Annotated in this window: 14 protein-coding genes; 11 read left to right on the forward strand and 3 right to left on the reverse strand. The window is 59.2% G+C overall.

Translation table 11 applies throughout. The features are described from left to right. Positions 1–17: 17 nt before the first annotated feature. Both NKT35_RS10090 and NKT35_RS10095 read right to left on the reverse strand, forming a co-directional pair. Entirely contained in the window at positions 18–470 is a 453-nt protein-coding gene (locus NKT35_RS10090) for a hypothetical protein (RefSeq protein ID WP_254300961.1), read from the reverse strand. A gap of 64 nt (positions 471–534) precedes the next feature. Beyond that, positions 535–990: a ricin-type beta-trefoil lectin domain protein gene (locus NKT35_RS10095; RefSeq protein ID WP_254300962.1), complete on the reverse strand. Its 456-nt coding sequence runs from the start codon at positions 988–990 to the stop codon at positions 535–537. A 417-nt stretch (positions 991–1,407) separates the two neighbouring features. Here NKT35_RS10095 and NKT35_RS10100 point away from each other — a divergent pair, with 417 nt between their 5' ends. The 4 genes from NKT35_RS10100 to NKT35_RS24155 all read left to right on the forward strand — a co-directional run bounded on the left by NKT35_RS10100 (position 1,408) and on the right by NKT35_RS24155 (position 4,388). Continuing rightward, entirely contained in the window at positions 1,408–3,048 is a 1,641-nt protein-coding gene (locus tag NKT35_RS10100; protein WP_254300963.1) for an acyl-CoA dehydrogenase family protein, read from the forward strand. Between the two features lie 182 nt (positions 3,049–3,230). Continuing rightward, entirely contained in the window at positions 3,231–3,536 is a 306-nt protein-coding gene (locus NKT35_RS10105) for a transposase (protein WP_254300964.1), read from the forward strand. After that, positions 3,514–3,993 carry a transposase gene (locus NKT35_RS10110; protein ID WP_254300965.1) on the forward strand — a complete coding sequence of 160 codons (480 nt, stop codon included), beginning with the start codon at positions 3,514–3,516 and terminating at the stop codon, positions 3,991–3,993. The genes NKT35_RS10105 and NKT35_RS10110 overlap by 23 nt, the downstream gene beginning before the upstream one ends. A 2-nt stretch (positions 3,994–3,995) precedes the next feature. Next, on the forward strand, positions 3,996–4,388 hold the full coding sequence (locus NKT35_RS24155) for an Arm DNA-binding domain-containing protein (protein WP_371926500.1): 393 nt from the start codon (positions 3,996–3,998) through the stop codon (positions 4,386–4,388). Between the two features lie 225 nt (positions 4,389–4,613). Here the strand turns inward: NKT35_RS24155 and NKT35_RS10115 are convergent, their stop codons facing one another. After that, positions 4,614–4,766 (reverse strand): hypothetical protein, encoded by a 153-nt coding sequence (locus NKT35_RS10115; protein ID WP_254301436.1) that lies wholly within the window; start codon positions 4,764–4,766, stop codon positions 4,614–4,616. A 478-nt stretch (positions 4,767–5,244) separates the two neighbouring features. Between NKT35_RS10115 and NKT35_RS10120 the strand changes: the two genes are divergently transcribed. From NKT35_RS10120 to fabD, 7 genes are all read left to right on the forward strand, one after another. After that, positions 5,245–5,622 (forward strand): hypothetical protein, encoded by a 378-nt coding sequence (locus tag NKT35_RS10120; RefSeq protein ID WP_254300966.1) that lies wholly within the window; start codon positions 5,245–5,247, stop codon positions 5,620–5,622. Between the two features lie 33 nt (positions 5,623–5,655). After that, positions 5,656–6,762 (forward strand): MupA/Atu3671 family FMN-dependent luciferase-like monooxygenase, encoded by a 1,107-nt coding sequence (locus NKT35_RS10125; protein ID WP_254300967.1) that lies wholly within the window; start codon positions 5,656–5,658, stop codon positions 6,760–6,762. Between the two features lie 5 nt (positions 6,763–6,767). After that, positions 6,768–12,728: an SDR family NAD(P)-dependent oxidoreductase gene (locus NKT35_RS10130; RefSeq protein WP_254300968.1), complete on the forward strand. Its 5,961-nt coding sequence runs from the start codon at positions 6,768–6,770 to the stop codon at positions 12,726–12,728. Further along, entirely contained in the window at positions 12,674–16,009 is a 3,336-nt protein-coding gene (locus tag NKT35_RS10135) for a beta-ketoacyl synthase N-terminal-like domain-containing protein (RefSeq protein ID WP_254300969.1), read from the forward strand. Before NKT35_RS10130 ends, NKT35_RS10135 begins: the two co-directional genes overlap by 55 nt. A 20-nt stretch (positions 16,010–16,029) precedes the next feature. Next, complete coding sequence (locus NKT35_RS10140; protein WP_254300970.1) at positions 16,030–16,935, forward strand: beta-ketoacyl-[acyl-carrier-protein] synthase family protein; 906 nt, start codon at positions 16,030–16,032, stop codon at positions 16,933–16,935. A 141-nt stretch (positions 16,936–17,076) separates the two neighbouring features. Next, complete coding sequence (locus NKT35_RS10145) at positions 17,077–23,274, forward strand: SDR family NAD(P)-dependent oxidoreductase (RefSeq protein ID WP_254300971.1); 6,198 nt, start codon at positions 17,077–17,079, stop codon at positions 23,272–23,274. A gap of 60 nt (positions 23,275–23,334) precedes the next feature. Continuing rightward, the gene (fabD, locus tag NKT35_RS10150) at positions 23,335–26,598 is read left to right on the forward strand and encodes an ACP S-malonyltransferase (protein ID WP_254300972.1); all 3,264 of its coding nucleotides are present in this window, start codon (positions 23,335–23,337) and stop codon (positions 26,596–26,598) included. Positions 26,599–26,608 lie beyond the last annotated feature (10 nt).

The raw sequence follows: 26,608 nt of genomic DNA on the forward strand, positions 1-26,608 counted from the left end.
CGGCGTTGTCCCGCGGCTCAGGCCGCGGGCTCCAGGGCGCCGCGCGGAACGGCGGTGAAGGGGCGAAAGATCCATTGCGGATAGTATTCGTCGTCAAGTTCGGACAGCTGCAGCGAGGGAGGCTCGATGCGCTGCCTGTAGCCAAAGGCCAGGGTCGGATCTGCGGCGCTGATGATATTGCCGGGAGTGGAGAAGACGTCCCAGCGCTGCTGGATGTTGTTCGCGGGCTGCAGCAGTTGCAGGGTGAGCGGAGCGCCCAGCCTGATGTCCTCCGCGCCGATCACCAGTTGATTGCCGCTGGTGGCCAAGCCGAACAGGCCCTGGACGAAATCGATATTGAACAGGGCCAGTAGATTGTTGCTCAAGGGTTTCAGCACCAGTTGGGCGCCTTTGATGGAATCTTCGGCGGAGATGGCCAGTTCGGGGTTCTCTGCGAAGGTAATGAAAAAGGGAACGCTGGAGAATGACATCGGAAGCTCCTGGAGGGCGGCGAAGGGAGGCCGATGCGGCCTCCCTTCGCCGAAACGCGCCGACTTAGACCGATTCGGCTATCAGTTCGGTTTTCAGCGCGGAGGTCAGCGGCTTGAAGGCCCATTGCTGAGCCGGCGAAGCGTTGAACTCATACAGCCAGATCAGGCTGCCGACGCCGCCGCGGTTCTGGTTGTCGATGACCAGGTTGGCGTTTTGGCGGTTGGCGATGAAGCCCGGGCGGGAGTACAGGTCCCAGCGTTGGCTGATGGCGCCCTGGTTGTAGGGCTTCAGCACCAGCGGCTTGCCGCTGGAAAGATCGGAAATGTCGATGACCAGATTGTTGCCGCTGGTGGCCAGACCGAACAAGCCGTTTTCGAAGTCGATGTTGAACAGGGCCAGGAAGTTGCCTTGAATCGGCCTCAGCGACAGTTGCGAGCCGCTGATCGAGTCATTGGCGGCAATGCCCAGAGTGGTGTTTTGGCTGTAAGTGATGAAATACGGGACAGAAGAGAATGCCATGATCGCGAATCTCCAATATTTATGCCAACGAAGTGTTGGTTTTATAGCTATAGCAGCGATTTTGTAGTGTGCAAGATTTGAAAGTGACGTGTTTTTTCATTAAGGCTATTTTTTTATAAAATCACTTTAAAATCAATAAGTTAAAATTTTCATGTAGAAATACTTAGATTGAAATGTTTCAATAATTTATCGTGTCGTAAATTCAATTTTTGAATAATATAAATCTGGAAATTTATATGAAATTTAATGATTTACTATTTGGTGGAATTGCGACATTTAATCTTGATTCCAATTTGGTATTCAGGTCTTGAGTAGCTGGCATGAGTGACGGGTGTTGTTTCGGATCTCGCCTTTATACTGTTTGCTTCGCCGGTTTGGTGGGACAGCCATCGCGCTGGCATTTCCAGGAGTCGGAGCATGAGCTGGCATACCCATGAGGTGAGCAATCAGTTCGACGAGTTAACCGATTACAAACTGATGGACAGCGACGTGGCGCTGGCAGAAGCGCTGGAGCATGCCGGCGCCGGCTGGGCAAAGCCCTGGCTGCGGGACTACGGCGAGACGCTGGGGCGGGCGGACAGCTTCGAGCGCGCCGAGCTGGCCAACCGCTTTGCGCCGCAATTGCAGGCCTTCGACCGGCGCGGCCGCCGGCAGGACAAGGTGGAGTTTCACCCGGCCTGGCATGAGTTGCTGGCGATGTATCGAGGGCAGGGGCTGGTGTCGTTGCCCTTCGATAATGAAAGATCAGGCCGCTGGACCGCCTTCATGGCCGGCTTTTATCTGCATGGCCAGGTGGAGGCGGGCAGCTTGTGTCCGGCCACCATGACCCAGGCGGCCATCCCCTTGCTGCGGCAGGAGCCGGCCTTGTGGGCGCAACTGGGCGGCAAACTGTTCAGCCGCGAATACGATGGCCGCGATCTGCCATTGGAGCGAAAAGCCTCGGCCTGGATCGGCATGGGCATGACCGAAAAGCAGGGCGGCTCCGATGTGCGGGCCAATGCCACCCAAGCGACTCCCGTCGCCGCAGGCGGCCGTGGCAGCGAATATCTGCTGCGCGGCCACAAATGGTTTTTCTCGGCGCCGATGTGCGATGCCCACTTGGTGGTGGCCAAGACGCCAGATGGCGCGCCATCTTGTTTTTATGTGCCGCGCTGGCGGCCGGATGGCAGCCGCAACGCGGTGGCGATCCAGCGGCTGAAGGACAAAGTGGGCAACTGCAGCAATTCCAGCAGCGAGGTGGAATTCCACGACGCCTGGGGCGTGCTGATGGGCGAGCCGGGCCGCGGCATCCCCACCATCATCGAAATGGCCACCTATACCCGCCTCAACTGCGTGATCGGCAGCGCGGCGATGCTGCGCCAGGGTCTGGCGCAATCCATCGCCTACACCCGCCAGCGCCAAGCGTTCGGCAAGCGGCTGGCCGAACAGCCGCTGATGCGCGCCGTCTTGGCCGACCTGGCTTTGGAGAGCGAAGCGGCGCTATGGCTGGCGGCGCGGCTGGCTCAGGCTTTTGAGCGCGGCGAGTCCGCCTGGAAGCGCATCGTCACGCCAGCGGCCAAATTCTGGGTATGCAAGCGGGCGGTGGAGATCACCGGCGAAACCATGGAAGTGTTCGGCGGCAATGGCTATGTCGACGCCGGAATCATGGCGCGCTTGTTCCGCGAAGCGCCGGTCAACTCCATCTGGGAAGGTTCCGGCAATGTGATGTGCCTGGACGTGGCGCGGGCCATCCTGCGCGAGCCGGAGGCTTGGCAATGCCTGCAGGAAGAACTGCGGGCCATGGCGGGAGACGACGGCGCGCTGCGCGCGGCATTGGACGAGCTGCGCGATCTGGCGGCCTTGCCTGCGGCCGAGCTGGAAATCCAGGGCCGCCGGCTGGCTCAGCAGCTGGCGCTGACGGCGCAGGGCTGCTTGTTGAGCGCCCACGCGCCGCAGGCGGTGGCGGATGGCTTCATCGCCAGCCGCTTGGCCGATGGGCGCTGGGGAGGGGTGGTCGGCGCGCTGGATGCGCGCAAGCTGGATATCGATGCCTTGCTGAGGCGGGCTTTGCCGGTGTAGCGTTGGATAAGCCGCGTGGGCAAGCCTAAGCTTTTGGCGCGCGCCGCGGCGCCATGATTGATTGAGGAGAGCGCATGATCAGCTGTTATGCCCGTTACGTGTTGGATGCCTCGAAACTGAGAAGCTGTCTTGAAAATAAAATTAGGCGAGAATCAAGCCCCCAGAATGCAGTGTGACGCCCCTTGGCTGATCCAACCGACCTGGCCGAGCGACAATGGCATCTCATCGCTCGTCACTTTCAGCCGACCAACCGGCGCGGCCGGCCGTGCAAGCACGATAAGCAACTGATTGTTAATGCCATTCTTTATCTAAGCCAAAGCGGTTGCCAGTGGCGGATGTTGCCAACCAACTTTCCGCCTTGGCAAACGGTGTATGACCACTTCAGCCGATGGAACAAGCAAGGCATATGGGAGCGCGCTTTGGATGAGCTGACGCGCGCCCATCGCCGGCAGAGAAAAAAAGTCGATGCCCAGCTATGGCATCGTTGACTCGCAAAGTGTGAAAACCGTGCTGGCCAGCGAAGACGTGGGTATCGATGGCGGCAAGAAAACCAAGGGACGCAAGCGCCATATTGTCGTGGATAGCTTGGGGAATTTGCTCCACGTTCAGGTTCATGCGGCCAATGTGCACGATACCAAGGCCGCTCCCTCTATCTTGGCGCGAGCACTGGAAAAATGGTCGGGCCTGCGCGCCTTCTCGGCAGATGCGGGCTATCGCGGCACGACGGTGAATTTTGTACAGGAGGTATTGGGACGCGGATGCCACATTTCGACCAAGATCAAGGATGGCTTTGCGGTGCTGCCGAAACGGTGGATTGTGGAACGTACGTTTGCTTGGCTGGGCAACTTCCGCCGACTATCGAAGGATGTCGAGATATTGACGGCGACGGCTGAGAACTTTGTGCGCGTCGCCATGCTAAAAATAACGCTTGCCAAACTGCGGTAGGCATTAACCAGACAGCTTCTAAGTCTGTTGTCTATCACTACGATTCTGATGCTCCTGGGCTTGGTGTTCGGGTCACTGCATCAGGCGTCAAAAGCTACATCTTTCAAAGTTACATCCACCATAAGCAGTTTCGGATGACAATCGGGGATGTCAGCGCTTGGCGTCTGAACGCTCCTGCACGAAGCACGGAGAACAGCGCACGCAAGGAAGCCCGCCGATCCCCTGAGATGCTGGCCGAAGCACAGCGGGTGGAAGTCATCCCAACCAAGCGCCCCACGGTGATGGAAACTCTCTATCTGGAACAGGGACGAAATCGAAGCGGTGTTCAGATACCTAACCCAGCAACAGGGCAGTCTGGCGCTCCGGGATCTCGGCATTCTGATGCTGATGTATAACACAGGCGCGCGCCCAGGAGATTGTCGGCCTCCGGGTCGGCGATGTTGACCTGGGTAGTCCGCTGTGGGTGCGGCTGCACGGCAGGGGCGATAAATTGCGCAATTGTCCGATTTGGCAGGACCTTGCTCAAGCAGCTTGTAACGGTTTGCCAGGTAGATCCATTACTTGTAGAAGTTCAGACTTGATCTGACAGCCTCCCGTTTTGATAGCGCCCGGTTGTCAGATCAGTTCAGCTTGTCGACCTTTTCCCTCCATTCCGATTTACCCTCGATAAAGGTCTGCAGCGGCGTGCGGCCGCAGCACATCTTGCCCTGATGGTTGTAGTAGGCCAGCCAAGCACGGCTAGGCATGCCGACGAAACCTCGCACCAAAGCCATGGCTGGTACTTGTGGTTGTGGGCGCCGGTGACGGACTGGGGCGCGCTTTTTCAGATCAAGTCGTCGCGCAGGGCGTTGTGCTGCGGCGAAAAATTTCCTACGTTACCATGTATGACCATGGCATCATCTCGTGGGGCGGGTGTTTGCGGTTGCGTATGCATGCCAGCCGCAGGGGGCGTTCCCTCTTTGACTATCTCGGTTCTTCGATCGATGCTCATCTGAATCAAGTGATGGCTCACTCTCAGGTGTCCGCGTTACGAAATGCTGCCAGTAGCGGGTGAACAGTTACTGGCCCCGGCCGCGTAGGCGATCCTCGCCAAAGGCGGCCGAGAAGTGAGTCGCGAGGGAGGAGCGGGGGTAACTATCAGTCTTGCTAGGACAATGTGTTTGAAACCCGGTGTAACGTAAGGAGCCGCCGCAAAGCAAATCATCAGGCTTTGCTCGAGGTTTAACTAACAGTTTTTTCCGAGGGGTTAGTTTGAATCTACTCGACACCACCTGCACAACGATGCCGTATTTTGAAATACCGCCGCGGCATTTGGCCAAGTTTAAGGAATTTTGCGAGTTTTTCATCCAAAAAACCGCCCGGGAACCCAAATGCCTTTACTACGGCTTCAGCTTCAATGGCACGCAGGCGCATTGCCGTGAATCTTATGCCGATGCCCAAGGTGTGCTGGACCACATAGAAAATATCGCTGAATTGAATCTGCGGGCTATGCATTTGGCGACAATCGTACGCTACGAGGTTCATGGCCCGTTGGCCGAGCTTGAAAAGCTTCGTGAGCCGCTGGCCTTTTTGAAACCGGTCTTTTACACCGTCGAATACAGTTATCGGCAGGATCCGGCTCGACAGTAACGACGCGGCGTCTCCCCACTATGAGGTCAAACTATGACGGTCGAGCAATTACTGGGTGTGAACGCTCATCAGAAACCGAGCGAGGCACATTCGCGCCGAATGGCATTTAGCCTGCTTTTTTTTTCTGACGTGCGTCAGGATATTGGTGCGGCTGAAAAATACCGTTTCACCCGTGATCTGACCTTGTTTGGCGACCGGGAAGGCTTCAGTGCGGTCTACTTTCCGGAAAGGCATTTCCACGAGTTCGGTGCCATCTACCCAAATTCGGCTGTCATGGCTGCTCACCTGATTCCGCAGACGACCTCCATCCGTTTCCGGACGGCCGGTATTAGCCTGCCGCTGCATCATCCCGCAGAAATCGTGGAGTGGTGGGCCATGAACGACGTGCTATCGGGTGGGCGCGTCGATCTGGGATTCGGTTCGGGTTGGAACAAACAAGACTTTATCTTCGCGCCCAACAACTTCGACAACCGCCGCTCCGTGATGCTTGAGCGACTCGAACAAGTCCGGCGCCTGTGGGCCGGGGAGAAGCTGACATTCATCGGCCCTGGGGGCACCCCGGTCGAAGTTGCGACTTATCCTCGCCCGCTGCAAAAGCATCTAAACATCTGGATCCTGGTCGCCAAGAGCGAAGAAGCGTTCATCGAAGCCGGCCGCGACGGTTACAACGTATTCACTATGTTGTATGGAAATGACCTGGAGTCGCTGCGCCATAAGATTCACCTCTATCGCGAGGCGCGCCGCGAAGCCGGCCATGATCCGCATGCTGGGGTTGTGTCGTTGATGTTGCACACCTTGATCGGGGCGGATCGGGAGAGCGTGCGCTCCTTGGTCGAGGCACCGTTCACCGAGTACGTGCAAAGTTCGCTCGGCGCGCACCTGAAGGAACGTACCAATGCCGACGGTCGTGCGTTCGATGAGGGCGAACAACGGCAGATTCTGGAATACGCGGTCGAGCGCTACTACGAAACAGGCGCTTTATTCGGCTCCGTGAGCGACGGTCGGCGTGTGGTCGATCATGCCTTAGACGTGGGGGTGAACGAAATCGCTTGCCTGATGGATTTCGGTGTCGATTACGCCACCGTTTTGCAGTCACTTCCTTATCTGAAAAAACTTGTTTACTTCTATAAGCCGGAATAAATGTCGTGGATACAGATCGCAAGAGAACACGCATAGACGCTAAACTGAAGGCCCTCGCCACTGCACAGGTGCCGCGCAAGGCGGAATCCGCGACGCCAGAGCCCATCGCCATTGTCGGCATCGCCGGATTTTTCCCGCAGTGTGCCTCCGTCGCCGAATTCTGGAACGCGATCGATCAGGATCGTTCGTTGTTGGAAGAAGTTCCCATCGACCGTTTCGATGTCGACGAGGTGTTCTGCCCGGGCGAGATCCGGGAAGGGAAGACACGTAGCAAGTGGGGCGGCTTTATTCCCAATATCCGGCAATTCGATGCGAGTTATTTCGGTATTCTGCCAGACGAAGCCGAACGGATGGATCCGCGCCAGCGTCTTCTGCTGATGGCAGTTCGCCAGGCTCTGGTGGACGCAGGCTATCGTCCAGACGCCTTGCGAGGAACGAAAACCGGCGTGTTCGTTGGGGCGGAGCACAATGAATACGCGCAGTGCATGGCAGATGCGGACGTGGATGTCGGTACTGGATTACACCAGTCCGATAGCATGCTGGCCAACGGACTGTCTTATTTCTTCGATTTGCGTGGACCGAGCGAATCGGTCAATGCGATGTGCGCTGGCGGCGCCGTCGCCTTGCATCGCGCTGTGGTCGCTATGCGTGCGGGGGAAATTGACCAGGCCGTTGTAGGCGCAGCCAACCTAATCTTGAAGCCAGACATTGCGATTAAGCTGTCGCAAAGCGGGCAGATGAGTCCGATTGGCACCGTCAAATCCTTCGGTGCTGATGCCGACGGCTTTTTGTGCGGCGAAGGCGTGTGCGCCATGTTGCTCAAGCCCTTGGGCCGGGCCCAAGCGGACGGTGACGCTATTCATGCATTGATTCGCCATACCGCCGTTAATTACAACGGCCAAGGTAGCTCCTCGATCGCGGCACCCAGTGTCGCGGTCCATTCTCAGCTTATCCAAACCTGTTACCGTCAGGCTGGCGTGGATCCACGCGACGTCCGCTATATCGAGGCGCAGGGGATGGGAAATCCAGCCTCGGATATCGCCGAGTGGGATGCGTTCAATCATGCGTTGAAGACCTTGGCGGACGAAAAGGGGGCGAAGCTCCCCGAGGGCAATTGTTATGTAAGCACGCTCAAGCCCTTGTCCGGGCACTTGCATGCTGCATCCGCGCTAGCAGCCATCTGCAAAGTCGTTCGCAGCTTTCGTACCGGCATGATTCAAGGTGTGCTCGGTTTCGACACCATCAATCCGCACCTTACGCTCGGTGGGATGCCCTGCCGCATCGCCGAGCAGAGTGATGCCTGGCCGAGTGGACGGGAACGTATCGCGGGCGTTCACTCCTTCGGGGCGGGTGGCAATAATGCGCACATCCTGATCGAGGCGTACCACGAGCCGGCCGAAGAGCAATCCGAGCAAACAGGGGACATGATTCTGCCGGTTTCGGCGCCCACGCCACAGCTGCTGGAACAAGCGGTTTTCGCGCTACGCGCCAAAGTGGCCGCCCATGCCGAGTACCCTCTTTGGCGTATCGCACTGACGCTTAGTCATGGGCGCGAAACGTTTGCCTCCCGCGTCGTGTTTGTTGCCGCGAGCCGTGAAGAGTGGCTGAGCCAGAGTGAGGCTTTCCTCAAGGGAGAAGCATGCAGCGGTGTGTGGCTCCAAGACGCCACTACGGAAAACAATGATGTGCGGCTGTCCGAACAAGGTATGGCGTTGCGCTGGCTTGTCGGTGAGGAGGTGGCCTGGCCGGCTCCAGAACAGCATGGTCCCTGGCGAGTGCACTTACCGGCTGCGCCGCTCGATACTCAGCCGTACTGGTTTTCGTCGTGCTCGTCACGCACGCGCGATGATGCGTCAATCTCGGTCTCCGACCTGGGGGCACGCACATGGGCCGAACAGGTGGTACGTACCGCGCTCGGCGCTTTGTTGCGCCGTCCGGGGCAGGAGCTCGATCTGAATGCCGAATTGAGCGAAATGGGGTTCGATTCGCTGATGGTGCGCCACCTTTGCCGCCGCATGCGCGACGATCACGGCGTGGAAATCGAGCCAGCATTGCTGTTCGAGCTGACGCGTCCGGTGAGGCTGGTCGAATGGCTGGCAAACCGCGGCCATCCGTCCCGCGCGTCGTCGCCTAAGCGAGCACCGCGCCCGATGCGTCCATGCCTGATCAAAGGGGGGCGAGAGCCGATCGCCATTATAGGGTTGGCCGGCGTCTATCCGAAGGCTGCGAATGTCGATAAGCTTTGGCGCAATCTAGTGGCCGGCCTTGATTGCATCGACGAGCTGCCCACGGAGCGCTGGGCGACGTCCCATTTCTTTGAGCCGGATCCAGCCCGGGCTGTGGAGCGTGGACTCAGTTACGGCAAGTGGGGTGGTTTCCTTGAAGACTTGCACGCCTTCGATCCGTTGTTTTTCTATCTTTCCCATGCCGAAGCGCAGTACATGCATCCCAAAGAGCGATTATTCATGCAGTGTGCCTGGCATGCCTTGGAAGACGCGGGCTATCCCCCGGGCGCCCTTGCCACCGAGAAGGTCGGCGTTTTTGTCGGCGTTTCGAAAGCAGGGTATGACAATTACCGCGATTCTTTCTTCTCGGTCGCCAACCGGGTGTCCTACCGCTTCAACTTCACCGGCCCGAGCATGCCGGTCGATACAGCTTGCTCTTCCTCGCTTTCCGCTATCCATGAAGCCTGCTTGCACCTGCAGTCAGGGGAGTGCGATTTGGCTCTGGCTGGAGGTGTCAACGCCTATACGCACCCATCCACGTTCGCCGAATTTTCACGCTTAGGTGTTATGTCGCCGGATGGCAAGTCACGCGCCTTTGGTGACGGCGCAAATGGCTTCGTGCCGGGTGAGGGAGTGGGCGCGGTGTTGCTTAAGCCGCTCGAGCGAGCCTTGGAGGATGGCGACCATATCCATGGGGTGATTCTCGGTAGCGCGATCAACCACGGCGGCAAAACCAACGGCTATACCGTACCCAATCCGGAAGCGCACAGGCTCCTGATTCGTCAAGCGCTGACGCGCTCCGGTATAAGCGCGAGCGCCATCGGTTATGTTGAGGCCCACGGTACAGGTACCGCGTTGGGCGACCCGATCGAATTGCGTGGACTGACCGAAGCCTTTCTGGAGGACGGCGTCGAAGTGGGAGCTTGCCGCTTGGGCTCGGTCAAGACCAATATCGGCCATTTGGAAGCGGCGGCAGGGATCGCCGGTTTGACGAAAATCCTGTTACAGATGCGCCATCGGCAGTTCGTGCCGTCGTTGCACTCGAGTACCCTGAACCCGGACATCGTCTGGCATGCCTCGCCTTTCCGCGTGCAACAGCGGGTGGAGGCGTGGGATGCGTTACCCGCCGATCACTCGCACTCGCCGCGGATCGCTGGACTGTCATCGTTTGGCGCAGGTGGCAGCAATGCCCATCTCATCGTGCAAGAAGCGCCCGACGACACCCGGCCGAAGTCGCCGGACCAAGGCCGGCGACTATTCGTCCTGTCGGCGCGCAATGAAGCGGCGTTGCGCCGCTATGTTGACTCCTTGCTCAACTTCATCGAAAGCGGCGTACCGGTTTCGCTAACCGATCTCACTTACACGCTGCAAATCGGTCGCGAAGCTATGCAGTGGCGGCTGGCGTGCGTAGCCGAATCGCTCGAGGCGCTTGCTTCGGACTTGCGCGGCTTCATATCGGGTGCGCCTGGACATGGAGTTCAGGTGGGCAAAATCAAACGGGTCGAACAGCGGCTCGGTGCCTTTAGCGTCGACGAAGACGCTCATCGATTGGCGCGTCAATGGTTCGATCAAGGCAAGCTCCACTATCTCGCTAAGTTGTGGCTCGACGGCGAGGAGTTGGATTGGCGTGCCCTATACCAGGGCGGTGACGCGCGCCGTATCAGCTTGCCGGGCTATCCTTTCGACAAGGAAGTGATCCCGCCCGCGCCGATGGTATCGCCCATTGGTGTCGGAGAGGTGCGGGACCTGACCCTGACGAGCACAGGCACTTTGACCGATGGCGGAGGCCTTGGAACCTTGCTGGTGAAGCCGCGCTGGCAGCCCGCCGCACTGCGCCGAGGCGGTTGGCGTGGTCCGGTGCGCGTTGTGTGCTGTGAATTGCGAGGGGCGGATGAGGTGCCCGGTTGGCTCAAGCTGCCGGGTGAGGAGCGAGGTATTGCTGAACGTTTTAAAGCGCACTCTATAAGCATAAGCGAAACCTTGCGGCATATCATCAAGGATGGCGCGCGCACCAGCACCCTGGTGCAGCTGTTGATTCCTTCACGACACCGCTGGCTTTGCGGTCTGTCCGGCTTGCTTAAGACCGCGAGCCTGGAGAGTAGCCGCATCCAGGCGCAATTGATCGAAGTTCCAGAGGGCATGGCGGGTGCTGAGTTGGCCGACGTCGCCACGCGCGCGGCCCAACTCGACGAGACTTGGTTGCGTCACGATGGCAGCGGCTTCAGCGCTCTGCGCTGGGACGATATCCGCTTGCTCGGCACGTCGAACCTGCCGCCGTGGAAGGACGATGGCGTGTACTTGCTGACTGGAGGCTTGGGCGGTCTGGCCCGGTTGTTCGCTGAGGACATCGCTCAACATGCTCGTCGGGTCACGCTAGTGTTGGTGGGACGTTCGCCTCTGAGTGAACGGCACGCCCAATGGCTGAAAGTGCTGAATGCATCCGGTGTTTGTGCGATATATCAGCAAGCCGATATTGCCAATGCCGCCGAAGCCGAGTGCTTGGTTGCGGATATCGAATCACTGAAGGGGGCGTTGACCGGTGTGCTGCATTGTGCGGGTGTGCAGCGCGATGCCTTCATTATCAATTCACGGCCAGAGGACTGGCATTCCGTCATGGCACCGAAGACGGAGGGAATAGTCAATCTAGACCGCGCCACACGCCATTGCCGGCTCGACTGTTTTATCGTGTTCTCTTCCGCCTCGGCCGCGGTCGGGCATCCTGGCCAGGCTGGCTATGCCGCGGCCAACGGATTCATGGACGGATTCGTCGAAGAGCGGCAAGCCCTGGTAGCGGCGGGAGAACGCCATGGGAGGACCGTGGCGATCGATTGGGGACTGTGGCGTGACGGAGGCATGCAGGTAAGTGCAGAAGTTGAACGGATGTTGCAGGATGGATCGGGCATGATTCCGCTTAGCCGGGAGTCGGGCCTCTGCGCCTGCTATGACGCGTTGGCCTCCGGAGATTGCCGAGTCCTGGTGATCGAGGGCGACGTCGCACGATTGCGGCGCACGCTGTCCGGAACGGCTACGGGCAAACTGGCATCTCCGGCGCGAGGAGAGATGCGACAGGTCCTGTGGTCTGCCCTTTCCGAGGTACTGGGTATCTCGCCAGACAACATCGATGAGCAGGCAGACTTCGAATCGGTCGGGCTTGATCAGCCGGCATTCAATCGGATGCTGAGCGAGCTTGGCCTGCATTATGCGCTCGAGCTCTCGCCACTTCTTTATCGCGAATGCCGCACCATTGCGGAACTCGAACACCACATGGCCGCTCGCCTGGGGTATATGGATGGCACTACGGCGCCGGGTGTGGAAAAGGGCAATGCGAGCGAGCGAGCCGCCGAGTATCTGAAAAACCTGCTCTCGAGCGTGATTCAACTTCCGGAACATCGGATCGACGCAGATGAGCCGTTCGAACGCTACGGCATCGACTCGTTGATGGTGATGAAAATGACCGCCAAGTTGGAGGAGACTTTCGGGTGTTTGCCTAAAACCTTGTTCTACGAATACCAAAACATCCGCGAGCTAAGCCACTATTTCGCCGAAAAACATGGAAATATCCTGGCTGAGCAGACCCGCGTGCCGGAGTGCGCCTTGCCGTCAGCCAGCGTAGCATCTGCTGAGCCGACGCGGCAGGGCGCGGCTTTGCCCGACGAGGCCGGGGGGGGGATATCGCGATCATCGGCTTGGCCGGACGCTATCCCGGTGCTGAAAACCTTGGTGACTTCTGGCGGGTGCTGAACGAAGGGTGCGATTGCATCACTGAGATTCCCGCCGAGCGTTGGGATCACGCTCACTATTTCGATCCAGACCGCAACGCTGCAGGCAAGACCTATACGAAGTGGGGGGGCTTTATCGAGGGCGTTGACTGCTTCGATGCCGCCTTCTTCAATATCTCGCCGCGCGAGGCCGCCATTATGGAACCGCAAGAGCGACTCTTCCTGCAAACGGCTTATGAGGCGATCGAAGACGCGGGCTATACGAGGCAAAGTTTGGCGAGCAACGCGACTATCCATGGTGTCGCCGGCAGCGTCGGTGTTTTCGTCGGGGTAACTTATGAGGAGTACCAACTGTATGCGGCGGAAGCCACGGCACGGGGGGAGCCGATGGTACTGTCGATGAGCCCGTCCTCCATCGCCAACCGGGTATCCTACTTCTGCAATTTTCACGGGCCAAGCATGGCAGTTGACGCAATGTGCGCTTCGTCGTTGACTACCGTGCATCTGGCCTGCCAGAGCCTAAAAAACGGTGAATGCCGGGTCGCGTTGGCGGGAGGAGTCAACGTCTCCATCCACCCGGCCAAGTATCTGATGCTCGGCAAGGGCAAATTCGCATCCAGCAAAGGACGCTGCGAAAGCTTCGGCGCGGGCGGCGACGGCTATGTCCCGAGTGAGGGCGTGGGTGCGGTGCTACTCAAGCCGCTTGGCGCAGCGCTGGCCGACAAAGATCGGATTTACGGCGTGATCCGAGGCAGCGCGATCAATCACGGTGGCAAGACCAACGGCTATGCCGTGCCCAATCCGAACGCGCAGGCCGACGTGGTAGCGCGTGCCATAGCCAATGCCGCCGTCGACGCCCGGCAGATCAGTTATGTTGAAGCGCACGGAACCGGCACTGTGCTGGGTGATCCGATTGAGATCGCAGGCATCAGCAAGGCCTATCGCGCGCATACGCAAGACAGTGGCTTCTGCGCCATCGGTTCGGTGAAGTCGAACATCGGGCACTGCGAGAGTGCGGCGGGTATCGCAGGCCTGACCAAGGTGCTATTGCAGATGAAGTACCGCAAGTTGGTACCGTCGCTGCATGCTCACACCTTGAATGCCAACATCAATTTCGACTCGACGCCTTTTAAGGTGCAGCAGACATTGACAGAGTGGGCTCCGCGCTCGACCTCGGGCGAGTCCTTGCCGCTCATCGCGGGCGTCTCTTCATTCGGCGCCGGAGGCACGAACGCACACTTGATAGTTGCCGAGTGGCCGCAGACCCGCGCCGTGTCCATCGACTCGCCGCGCGAACCCGTCGCCATTGTGCTGTCTGCCAAGAATGCCGAAGCTCTTCGAGTCCAGGCTGAACGCATGGCTGCCTGGATTCGTGCTCATGAAGCGGAGGGTTTCGATGTGCGCGCAATGGCGTATACCTTGCAAGTTGGACGCGAAGCGATGGATCACCGGCTGGCATTTCTGGCGGAAAATGTTGCACAGGTAATGGCATCGATCGATGCCTTCCTGCATGGTGGCGCGGCAACAACAGGACTCCGGTTTGGCCAAGCGCGGGAAGGCCAGCCGACGCCAACGGCTGCCGCTCGCTCATCACTTGAACAATCGGCATGGAGCCGTGATCTGCCGACGCTACTGCGTCATTGGGTGGACGGGGGCGAAGTACCCTGGTCTTTGCTGTATGACGGCGAGCCGCCGGCGCGTCTCAGCTTACCGACCTATCCGTTCTCTCGCCAGCGCTACTGGCTGCCCAAACGCACAGTCTCGGCAGGACTGGGCGTGACCTTGTGCCAAGATGGCACGGCTACTGCGCCCGGCAAGATCAAGTTGCGTCCGCTGCATACCTTGGCGGACACCCCGGCTGCGCCTAGTCGTCAGGCCGCCGCAAGCTCGGTGCCGACGGGCGGGATGGCATCCAAGGATGAGGCTGTGGCTCCTATGCCGCAGTTGGATGTGGAATCGATGCTCACAGCGTGGTTGGCCGACGTGCTGTATATGAGCGCCGGCGATATATCGCAGGACAAGCCCTTCATCGACTTGGGCCTGGATTCGGTGGTGGGCGCGGAATGGATACGTTCGGTCAACAAGCATCTAGGGTTGGCCCTCCCCTCCAGCGTGGCCTATGAGCATTCAACTATCAAGCGTTTGGCGAGACATGTGCAAAGTCTGATGGCTGGTCAAGCTCCCTCTGCAGCCGTGGCCAAGACGGCGCCTGCCGTCATGTCCGCAGTCCATCCACGAGAAAGTGACCGGAGCGGAACGCTCAGTCGACTGGAGCAAATGTTGAGCGCGTCCCTGGCCGACGTTCTGTATATGAGTGCAGGCGATATTCCGCAGGACAAGCCGTTTATCGACTTGGGTCTGGATTCGGTAGTGGGCGCGGAATGGATGCGAACGGTTAACAAGAACTTGGGTTTGGCACTGCCCGCCAGTGTGGTTTACGAACAAGCCACGATCCGGCAGCTGGCACGCTATCTGCACGGCCAAGGTGCAGGCAACGTGCCTGTCGGCGCATCCGCGGCTGATGCGGTTCCGGTCGCCGCGCCTGCAGCATTGGTCGACGAAAGCACGCGGAGCGAAACGCTCAGTCGACTGGAACGGATGTTGAGTGCCTCCTTGGCCGACGTTCTGTATATGAGTGCAGGCGATATTCCGCAGGACAAGTCGTTTATCGACTTGGGTCTGGATTCGGTAGTGGGCGCGGAATGGATGCGAACGGTTAACAAGAGCTTGGGTTTGGCACTGCCCGCCAGTGTGGTTTACGAACAAGCCACGATCCGGCAGCTGGCACGCTATCTGCACGGCCAAGGTGCAGGCAACGTGCCTGTCGGCGCATCCGCGGCTGATGCGGTTCCGGTCGCCGCGCCTGCAGCATTGGTCGACGAAAGCACGCGGAGCGAAACGCTCAGTCGACTGGAGCAAATGTTGAGCGCATCCCTGGCCGACGTTCTGTATATGAGTGCAGGCGATATTCCGCAGGACAAGCCGTTTATCGACTTGGGTCTGGATTCGGTGGTGGGCGCGGAATGGATGCGAACGGTTAACAAGAGCTTGGGTTTGGCACTGCCTGTCAGTGTGGTTTACGAATACGTCACGATCCGTCGGCTGGCTCGCCATCTATATGATCAAGGCGCAGGAGGCGAGCCAGAACCGTTTGTCGCCGTTCAGGCATGGCGCTTGTCGTCCGCACCGGAGAACCAGGGCGAGTCGGAACTGGATGCCATACTCGCGCAGGTGCGGAGCGGCGAACTCGAGATCGGCGTGGCCCAGAAACTCATTGACGACGTATTGCAAAAAATCGGCTAATCCACCATAGGACTGAAGCGATGGTTGCTTGTTATCTGAGTAATATCGAATATACGCTTGGTGAAACTAGGCGGCACTATAGAGAGGCTCCCAGCTTCGAGGACGTGACTCGCCGCTATGCCATGCCGGATTTGCCTGAACTGTTCGGCTGGGGCCATTTCCATGAGACCAAGCGCAGCCTGACCGACTTGATCGTGGAGACAGCACAACGCACCCTTGACGCCAGTGGACTCGCCCCAGATCAGATCGACGTCCTCTTGGTATGCAGCACCAATATGCGCACGGCACATGAGCCGTTTTATCCGGAGCTGCTGCAGCGATTGGGGCTTAGCAGGGCGTTTCCGATCGGCATCGCCTGGGGCGATTGCGCCATGTTGATGTCAGCGCTGGAGACCGCATGTTCGCTGTTGAAAACTGGGCGGCGCACGGTTTTGATCGTAGCCGCCAACCGTATCGAGCAAGAAAGCTATCGCTTCCAGCGCTATGCTTTGTTCAGCGACGGCGCCGTCAGTTGCTTGGCCACGGCGGAACGTTGCGAAGGCTACGAAGTGCTAGGCAGTCACGCCATGTCCCAAAGCCAAGTGGTTCAAGGCGATGCCGAGCCAGATGACAGCACACTTTACCGTGCTTGCCACGATCATCTGATGCAAGGTATGGGAATGCGCATCGGGGACATCGAGCGCGTGCTCGCCAGCAACGTGTTCCTGCCGGTTCTGGCTATCAAGGAGGGCCGGATCGGTGCTGCGCGTGCGCAGCTATATCTTGATAATGTAGTACGCATTGGCCACTGCTTTTGCGCGGATCCGCTTGTCAATCTACGCGACTTGGATGCATCCGGCGTTGGCCGCGATGGCGGGGTGTTGATGCTGACCGCCAACGCCAGCGGTTTGCGCGGCCAGATGGTGCTGCGTCGCGTTCGATCGTAATGCCGCCTGGCTCCAGCCTTGGCGCCACCGCAATGGCGCCGAGGCCAGCCGACCTATTACCGCTCACAGGTTTGGTGCTGGACGATTTCTTGTAGATTTAGGTGCGATGAATCATTGCCTACCTTGATTTCGGAATCTTCCATGGCGCATTCAACTTCCAAGTTCGGACATCCCAAGCGCATTGCGCGTTCCGACGCTGTTCAAACGGTAGAGGGCGGACTCGCCGCTGCGAACCTTCCCTCCCCCTCCGCGAATGATATCGCAATCATCGGATTGGCGGGACGCTACCCGATGGCGGCCGATCTCGACCAGTTATGGCAAAACCTCAAGAATGGGCGAGACTGTGTAACGGAGATTCCTCAAGACCGCTGGGATCACGCGGCGATCTTTTCGCCGAAAAAAGGGGAGGTTGGCAAAACTTATAGTAAGTGGGGCGGCTTTCTCGATGGGGTCGATTGTTTCGACCCAAGGTTTTTTAATATTTCCCCGCGCGAGGCGGAAATCATGGATCCGCAGGAGCGCTTGTTCCTGCAATGTGCCTACAGCGTGATTGAGGATGCTGGTTATACGCGCCAAGCCCTCGCGGATGTGGGGGACGTTGGCGTCTTTGTCGGTGTGCAATATACCGAATACACCGCTTTCAGTAATTCTGAAACCATCGTCGCCGCGCTGCCGGCCTCGATTGCCAATCGGGTATCCTATTTTTGCGGTTTGCAAGGGCCGAGCATAACGATTGATACCATGTGCTCCTCGTCGCTGACCACCGTGCATCTTGCCTGCCAGAGTCTGCAAAGCGGGGAGTCCCGCTATGCGATTGCGGGCGGAGTCAATGTCTCGATTCATCCGAACAAATACCTCCTGCACGCCCAGGGACGTTTCGCTTCCAGCATCGGTCGCTGCAAAACCTTCGGGCAGGGGGGGGACGGCTATGTTCCGGCGGAAGGCGTCGGTGCCGTATTGCTTAAGCCGTTGGCTGATGCTATTGCCGATCGCGACCATATCTATGGCGTGATAAAGGGAACGGCGATCAATCATGGCGGCAGGGCGACTGGGTTTACCGTGCCGAAATCGACAGCCCAGGCAGCCGTTCTGAGCATGGCCTTGAAACGCGCGCGCGTGTCGGCGCGAGGGGTCGGTTACCTTGAGGCGCATGGCACGGGAACCGCGCTCGGCGACTTGATTGAGATGGAAGGCCTCTGCAGCGTGTTCGCACAGGACGGAGTTGGCGCTGCGGGCTGCGCGATCGGCTCGATCAAGTCGAATATCGGCCATTGCGAAAGTGCGGCAGGCATCGCTGGCCTAACCAAGGTTCTGTTGCAGTTCAAGCATGGTCAACTCGTGCCGTCGCTTCATTCGCATGAACTCAACCGTAACATCGATTTTGACAATAGCCCATTTCACGTCCAGCAGTGCTTGGCGCCTTGGCCCAGGCAAAGCTGCGCGTCCGATGGCCAGGTCGCGTTACCGCGCATCGCCGGCATTTCTTCCTTTGGCGCAGGAGGTGCCAACGCGCATGTCGTCGTCGAGGAATATATCGCGCGTCCTGAGGAGGAAGAGGCTGAAGGACAAGCCCCTGTTCTGATCGTTCTGTCCGCGAAGAACAGCGACCGTTTGCGCGAACGGGCGATTCAACTGCGCGCTAGGCTGGCGCTTGATAGGGCGTTGCCGGATGGCCCCCGCTATGGTTTGCGCGCGGTGGCCTATACCTTGCAGACCGGACGCGAAGCTTTGGAGGAGCGACTCGGATTTGTGACGGAATCCTGGCAAGCGCTGGATGACAAACTGGCGGCGTTTATCGAGCTTGGCCACGAGGCTTCCGACATTGTGACCGGACGCGTAGTTAAGAAAGCATCGCAGGCACATCCATCATCGGAGGGCGCCGAAGATCTTGCGCAGGCTGCGGCCCAGGGGCAGCTAGAGACGTTGTTGCGGTGCTGGGCAAATGGAGCCGACATCGATTGGCAGCAACTGAATCGGAACAGTATACCGGAGAAAGTCAGCCTGCCAACGTATCCATTCGCGCAAGAGCGCTATTGGGTGCCGCCCGCCACGCGCGAGCTGGTACATTCTGGCGGCACTCAATGCCATATCACGCCAAGTCTGCTGCATCGATTGGCAGATAGTGAGGCGGGGCATGAATATGTGGCTACGCTCGGTGGTGACGAATTCTTCCTCGACCACCACCGCATTGACGGGCGCAAAATCCTGCCGGGCGTGGTTTACCTAGAACTCGCGCGCGCGGCGCTGCTCGATGCATTGGCCGGGCGGATCGAAGTGGCCGAACTGGCGTTGCGCAATGTGGTGTGGTCACGGCCGTTCGTCAGCGATGGTCGGCCGGCAGATTTGCACTTGATGCTAACACCGAGCGCTGAACGTCGTTTCTCGTTCGAGTTCTATCAAGTCGCGTCAGATTCTGGTGCCTCCGTACGTCGTCTGGTGTTCTGCCGCGGAGAGGCAGAACTGGGTACTGCCACGAGCTTGCCATCTTCGCTGCTGGACGAGGCAAGTCTGCCGGATGAAGCGTGGACAGCGGCAGCCGCTTATTATGATCGATTCCATGGGCTGGGCATTGATTACGGACCCGGGCATCGCGGCTTGCAAGCCATACGGCCGGGTCTGGCGCGGGTGGCCGCCCGTTTGCAGCTGCCAGCGTTTTTACGTGCCCAGGCGTCAGGCTTTGGGCTACATCCTTGTCTGCTCGACTCCGCGCTTCAGGCGTCCATCGCATTTTCACCCGTGGAGCCGGATGAGGCGCGATGCCCGCTGGTGCCATTTTCGCTCGATGAAATCCGCTTCCCGGCCCCAACCGCTGCGCCACGTTGGGCGGTGTTGAGCGCGAGTGTCGCCGAGCGTCAGGGGACGAAGCCGGTGCAGGCCTTCGATGTCGATTTGTATGACGAACATGGACGGTTATGTATCAAGATGACCGGATATGCCTCCCGGAGCTTCAAGCGGGTCAAGACGTCGCCCGAAACGGCGGTGTCGCTGCTTGTTCCTGCGCCGGCTACGGCTGGGCAACCTTCCGATATTGCCGATTACCATTTTGTTTTCTTGTGCGAGCCAGACCTGGAGCGATCCGAGCGCGCACGGCAGCGCTTCCCTTCCGCGCACCTGGTCACGCTCGATTTGCGCGCCGAGCCTGGCCTCGGCATCGACGCTCGCTATGAAGCTTATGCGCTGACGCTTTTGCGCGTAATCCAACAGCATGTCAAGGAAAAGCCACCGGGCAAAACGCTGCTGCAACTCGTTGTCGACTCGCAAGGGGAGGCGGGCGTGTTCGCCGGCTTGTTTGGCTTGTTGCGCACAGTCGCGCGTGAACATGCCGATTTCGATGCGCAATGGTTGACGCCCATGCTGGAACGCGTAGCAGAGCACTGGGTGCCTCTGACCGAAACGCGCGAGGCCTCCGGGGCGGCGCGACCGGTGTGGAAGGATCGGGGCGTCTATCTGTTCACCGGTGGAATGGGCGGACTGGGGCAGATCTTCGCCGAGGATCTGGCGCGTCATGCAGAGAATGCGACTCTGATATTGCTTGGCCGTGCCTCGCTTGGCGAAGCGCAGAAACAAACTCTGGATCAACTGCAGGCGCGAGGCTTGTGCGCGCACTATCTGACAGTCGATGTGGCTGACGACCAGGCGCTCGAACTTGCCGTCCACGAGCTGGTGGAACGCTTCGGCCGGATCGACGGCGTGCTGCACATCGCCGGGGTGCTCGAAGACAAGCTGCTGAGGGAGAAAAGCGAGGATAGCCTGATGCGGGTGCTGGCGCCAAAAGTGAGAGGCACCGTGAATCTGGATCGGGCAACCCAAGACTTATCTCTGGACTTCATCGCGCTGTTTTCTTCGCTTTCTGGCGTGTTTGGCCATGTCGGCCAGGCCGATTACGCCTGCGCCAACGCTTTCATGGATGCCTTCGCGCGATGGCGCAACACCCAGGTTGCCACGGGCCGACGCTCCGGGTTGACTGTGGCGATCGATTGGCCATTCTGGCGGGATGGTGGCATGACCATGCGGCCGGAGGCTTTGGCGCGCTTGCGCGAGCAGACCGGCCTGACGCCACTTGGCAGCGATAATGGTGTGCGGGCGTTGCACGTTGCGATCCGGCAGTCTTGCCCGCGTTTGCTGGTGCTGGAAGGCGTGCGCGCCGAACTCGAAACCTTCTGTGCGCGATTGAGTGCCAAGCAAGAAACGCAACCGGACGTTAGGCGATTCGGTATCAAAGCGAGTGTTGCTCCGTACGAGTTGGCCGACCATTTGACCAAGCTGATCGCTACGATTTTGAAAATCGAAGCAGCCGACGTCGACGTGGAGTCGGAATTGACCGACATGGGCTTCGATTCGGTCACGTTGGTCGAACTGGCCGGCGCGATTCGGGATGCGTTCGGTCAAGATGTGGCGCCGGAGTTGTTTTACGAGTATTCCACCGTGACCGCTTTGGCGCGGCATCTGGGCGCGTGCTCCCGCGTTGAGGCCGCTCCTGCCGTGGAGCGCATGTCGGGCAGCGTCGAGCGCGCGATAAAAGAAATTATGTCCGCCGTGCTTAAAGTACCGGCGAACGCGATCGACAGCGAAGGACAGTGGGAAGACTATGGTCTGGATTCGGTCACCAGCGCTCAGGTTGTGGCCGAACTCAATCGCCAATTCGGCATCGAGCTGCCGGCCGGTGTATTGCTCGATCATGCGACGATCGGGGACTTTGCCGTCTGGCTCGGAGAATCGCATTTACCGGTTGAGACGCCGACGGTGCCGTCGATAGCTGATGCATCGGTTTTACACGTTCTCCGGGCGCTGGCAGGTGAGCTTTTGAAAACAGCCGAGGCGGAACTTGATACGGAAACCGATTTGTATGACTACGGTTTCGACTCTGTGCTGTTGACGGAATTCATCAACGAGGTGAATCGGGTTTACCGTTTGGACACTCAGCCGGCGGACTTACTCGACTTGCCTGCAATGACGCTATGTGGCGTTGCGGACTTCCTGGTCCGGCGCCATGGCATCCGCGACATACTTGCTGCGCCAGCGATCGTGCTTGAACCCGTCGACCTGGGGGCGCAGTTAACTGTTGCCGCAGCGGCGCCCGAGCGTGAGTCCGAGTCTGAAGCCATTCTGTTGTCTGCGCCAAGCGAAGCGCAGTTGCGCGCTGTGGCGGGCAGCATGGTAGCAATATTCAGTAAGCGGCCTGCAGAGCTGATTGATCTACATACATTGGCTTTGACGTCTCAGTCGAGTGGAGCGCTGTGGGGGAAGCGTATGGGGGTGGTGGTGGACAGCGTTCCGGAATTGATCGGCAAGCTCAACGCATACCTCGGCGGCGAAACGTCGATCCCCGGGCTATATACCGGCGATGCAAGCGCAAACCACGCCTTCAGTGCCAGCATCCTAGCAGATGCCGATCTTCGGAGGGTAGTCGATGGCTGGCTGGCAGGTCGGAAATTGACGAGCCTGCTTGAGTTTTGGAGCAAAGGCCTGGAGATCGATTGGACGGCGTTGCGGCAGGGGGAAGGGACCACTTCGGTGGACGCCTCCTGGCATCCAGTGTCGCGTTTGTCAGAGCAGCCCCAAGACGCGAAGTTGTTCTGTGTGCCGGCCGCTGGCGCGAGCGCCGCGATCTTCTATCCGCTTGCTCGCGCGCTGGAGACGCAGGTGGAGGTATATGGCTTCGACTATCGCGGTCTGGTTGCGCCCTGGCAAGCGCATGACACCATGGGGGAAATGGTTAGCTGCTATGTAGACGCAATGCTGCGAGTCCAACCTCAAGGTCCGTATTTGATCCTTGGCCATTCATTCGGCGCCACGATCGCGTTCGAGATGACGCGCACCCTTGAGGCGTTGGGGTCGGAAGTGGTGTTGTTCATGCTGGATAGCTTGTTCTACGCCTCCAAAGACAAGCAGAACCAAGACTTGCTGCCCACTCAGCTCGATTATTTCCTCGGCGACGGCGGCATAACGGGCAAGCAGGTAGCCCAGTGGGCCGTTCGCTCGGCATCCGATGAAGAGACGATAGAAGGTCTGACCGATGCGCGCCAGCGCCAAGCTCAGCTCTTGGCCAGACAGGTCAAGATGAGCATCAACTATCAACCGTCCGGACATGTCGCAGGAACAGTACTCCTGATTTTGTCCGCCAACAGCATTCTCGGCGAAGCCAATCTCGATGAGACATTGGGGCGCTATGCCCGCTATCTGAGCAAAACGCCGCGTGTGAGTACGGTGGCTGGAACGCATATGTCGATGCTTTCCAGCGAAAACGTGGCCTCGCTGGCCAGTGTGCTGTTGACATATCTCACTTTGGAGCGGAGCACCGGTGTCGGGGCTGGAGAGCAAGTGAGATCGCATGCGTAAGTCCGGTTATCCCGAGAAGGACGATGTCGCGAAGAGGGCAATGGTGTGTCGATAGTTTTCATGTTTTCAGGCCAAGGGTCGCAATACCTCCAGATGGGACGAAGTCTGTATGACAGCCATGCGGGATATCGAGAAATCCTACAGCGGCTCGACCGTATAGCCTTGGAAGAGGGAAGCCCGTCCATCCTGGAGAGCATCTATCCGTCATCGCGCCCAAGCGCGCCGCTCGACGACATCCTGGTGACCCATCCCGCAATCTTTATGCTCGAGTATGCCTTAGCCACGATCCTGATCGAACAAGGCGTGAGGCCGGATGCAGTGCTGGGTTCCAGCCTGGGAGAGGTCGCCGCAGCCGTAATCAGCGGTGTGACCGACGTAGAGCGGGCCATGCGTTTTGTAGTGCGACAGGCCCGTTTGCTCGATCAGCAGTGCCCAGCGGGAGGCATGACGGCGGTGCTGGCCCCGACGGGTTTATTCCATGAGTTGCCCGCATTATCCGAGCGTACGGAACTCGCCGCTGTGAATTTCGACGAGCATTTCGTGGTTTCCGGCACAACGGCAGCGCTTGATGATGCCGAGCGCATTTTACAGGCGCAAGGCCGCGTCTTTCAGCGCCTGCCGGTTAGCCGCGCTTTCCATTCGTCGGAAATGGACGGCGTGCGGGATGCCTTCCTCGACCTCGTGGCTGATCTTGCAACCTGCGCTCCGTCGGTGCCGTTCATCTCATCCACTTTCGGCAAGTGTATCGAGACCTTTCCGGCTGATTATTTCTGGAACGTGGTGCGCGGCCAGTTGAATCTGCCTGATGCGGTCGGTGCGCTCGAGCACGGCGGCTTGCCCCACGAGTACATCGATGTCGGGCCGTCCGGCACTCTGGCGAACTTCGTCAAGCGTTGCCTGCCTGCAGCGTCCGCATCCACTTGTTCCTTTATTTTGAGTCCGTTCGATCCGTCTCTCGCGCCATTCGAGCGCGTGATCGGCCGGTGCCGTTCGATTACTCAGCAACGCGAGGATTTCACCGTGAGTCACAGCAAAGTCGTATACATGTTTCCTGGCCAAGGTGCGCAGCAGCGCGGAATGGGCGAGGGTCTGTTCGAGGCCTTCCCCGAGTTGACGGCTGCGGCTGATCGGATCTTGGGGTATTCAATCAAGGAACTTTGTCTGCATGATCCGCGCAACGAGCTGGCGAAGACTGAATTCACGCAACCCGCGCTGTACGTGACGAACGTGCTGTCCTACCTGAGCAAGGTACGCTCGGGCCATACGCCGGATTATGTGCTTGGCCATAGCTTGGGCGAGTTCTGCGCCCTGTTCGCCGCCGGTGCCTTCGATTTCGAAACCGGTCTGCACTTGGTCAAAAAACGTGGCGAATTAATGGCGCAAACCGTGGAAGGCGGCATGGCAGCGGTGCTCAATCTCGACCGGGAGGCGATTGCCGATGCGTTCCGGCGGCTTGGTTGCACCACGCTGGATTTCGCCAATTTCAATGCGCCCAATCAAACAGTGATTTCGGGACCATCGGCCGATCTTCAGGCGGTTCAGTCCGCGCTGGAGGCCGCGGGCGGGATGGTGATTCCGTTGAATGTCAGCGCGCCGTTTCATTCGCGCTATATGAGCCAGGCCATGCGGGAGTTTGGGGATACCTTGCGCGCGACACGCTTTGGCGCGCTGTCGATCCCCGTCATCGCCAACGTCACAGCCGAACCTTATCTCGAGTCCGAGATTTCCAAGCTGCTCGAACGTCAGGTGGGCGGATCGGTGCGCTGGGTGGAAAGTGTTCAGTACCTGCTGCGCAACGGCGTGACTGTGTTCGAGGAGATTGGGCCTGGCAACATCTTGACTAACCTGGTAGCCAAGATTCGGCGCGAGCCATTGCCCGATGTGCCTTCTGAGTCGTCGCGCGCCGCGCCGGCCCGGACGCCGTCCCGGACGTCCGATGTAGCGTTGCACCTTGGATCGGCGTCGTTCCGAGAAGCCTACGGTGTTCTGCAGGCATACGTCGTCGGCGGTATGTACAAGGGCATCGCCTCAATCGAACTGGTAGCCTGCATGGCCAATGCGGGCTATTTGGCGTTCTTTGGCGCGGGTGGCCTGCAAACCAGCGTGGTTGAACAGGCCATCGATACCATCCGGGTGCAAGTGGGCGAAAGGACCTTCGGCATGAACCTGGTCTGCAACCTGGCCAATCCCGGCAAGGAAATGGAGCTGGTGCAGCTGTTCTTGCGCAAGGGCATCACGGTGATCGAGGCTGCGGCGTTCATGCAGATCACGCCTGCACTGGTGCTGTACCGCTTGCGCGGTCTAGGCATGCAAGGGGGCAAGGTAAAGGCGGACAACCGGATCATCGCCAAGATTTCCCGGCCCGAGGTTGCGCAGCAGTTCCTCGAGCCCGCGCCGCGGCATGTGGTGGATAAGTTGCTGGAGCAAGGGCTGGTGACCGACGAACAGGCCCGCCTGGCCGCGCAGGTGCCGATGGCGGACGACCTGACGGTCGAAGCCGACTCGGGCGGACATACCGATATGGGCGTGGCCTTCGTGTTGTTGCCGACCATCATCCGACAGCGCGATCTGGTTTGCCGCGAGCGAGGATATGAACAGCCCGTGCGCGTCGGCGCGGCGGGGGGAATCGGCTCGCCCGAATCGGCTGCGGCGGCCTTCATCTTAGGTGCGGATTTCATCGTTACCGGCTCCATCAATCAGTGCACGCCGCAGGCCGGCACTAGCGACGCCGTCAAGGACCTGTTGCAAGGCATTAACGTTCAGGATACCGAGTACGCGCCTGCGGGCGATATGTTTGAAATCGGAGCCAGGGTGCAAGTGCTCAAGCGCGGCGTGTTCTTTCCAGCGCGCGCCAATAAGCTGTATGACCTGTGGCGGCGCTACGAGTCGCTGGACGAAATTGACGAAAAGACAGCGCGCCAGATCCAGGACACCTATTTCAAGCGCAGCTTCGATGAAGTGTATGCCGAGACGCGCGAATATCTGCGCAAGGTCGCACCGCAAGAAATCGACAAGGCCGAGCGCAATCCCAAGCACAAGATGGCCTTGATCTTCCGTTGGTATTTTGTGCACAGCTCCCGCCTTGCGATGAAGGGCAGCGAGCAGCAGCGGGTCGATTACCAAGTGCATTGCGGGCCGGCGCTCGGCGCCTTTAACCAATGGGTGAAAGGGACGCAGCTTGAAAACTGGCGGCAACGTCACGCTGATGTGATCGCTGAGCGGCTGATGGCCGGTGCCGCCTACTTTCTCAAGACGCGCCTGACCGATCTGTTCGGCCGCTCCGCACCGCAAGACGCGAACAAAGCTGCCGTCACGGTCGATTGACCCCCTGCCC

The sequence above is a fragment of the Chromobacterium sp. IIBBL 290-4 genome, from assembly GCF_024207115.1.
In the GTDB taxonomy this organism is placed as follows: domain Bacteria; phylum Pseudomonadota; class Gammaproteobacteria; order Burkholderiales; family Chromobacteriaceae; genus Chromobacterium.

Bases quoted from the DNA above. Each gene is read 5' to 3' on its own strand.
- NKT35_RS10110 (WP_254300965.1), top strand. From the start codon at position 3,514: ATGCCCAGCTATGGCATCGTTGACTCGCAAAGTGTGAAAACCGTGCTG.
- NKT35_RS10125 (WP_254300967.1), top strand. From the start codon at position 5,656: ATGACGGTCGAGCAATTACTGGGTGTGAACGCTCATCAGAAACCGAGC.
- NKT35_RS10115 (WP_254301436.1), bottom strand. From the start codon at position 4,766: ATGGCTTTGGTGCGAGGTTTCGTCGGCATGCCTAGCCGTGCTTGGCTG.
- NKT35_RS10090 (WP_254300961.1), bottom strand. From the start codon at position 470: ATGTCATTCTCCAGCGTTCCCTTTTTCATTACCTTCGCAGAGAACCCC.
- fabD (WP_254300972.1), top strand. From the start codon at position 23,335: ATGTTTTCAGGCCAAGGGTCGCAATACCTCCAGATGGGACGAAGTCTG.
- NKT35_RS10140 (WP_254300970.1), top strand. From the start codon at position 16,030: ATGGTTGCTTGTTATCTGAGTAATATCGAATATACGCTTGGTGAAACT.
- NKT35_RS10095 (WP_254300962.1), bottom strand. From the start codon at position 990: ATGGCATTCTCTTCTGTCCCGTATTTCATCACTTACAGCCAAAACACC.
- NKT35_RS10145 (WP_254300971.1), top strand. From the start codon at position 17,077: ATGGCGCATTCAACTTCCAAGTTCGGACATCCCAAGCGCATTGCGCGT.
- NKT35_RS10100 (WP_254300963.1), top strand. From the start codon at position 1,408: ATGAGCTGGCATACCCATGAGGTGAGCAATCAGTTCGACGAGTTAACC.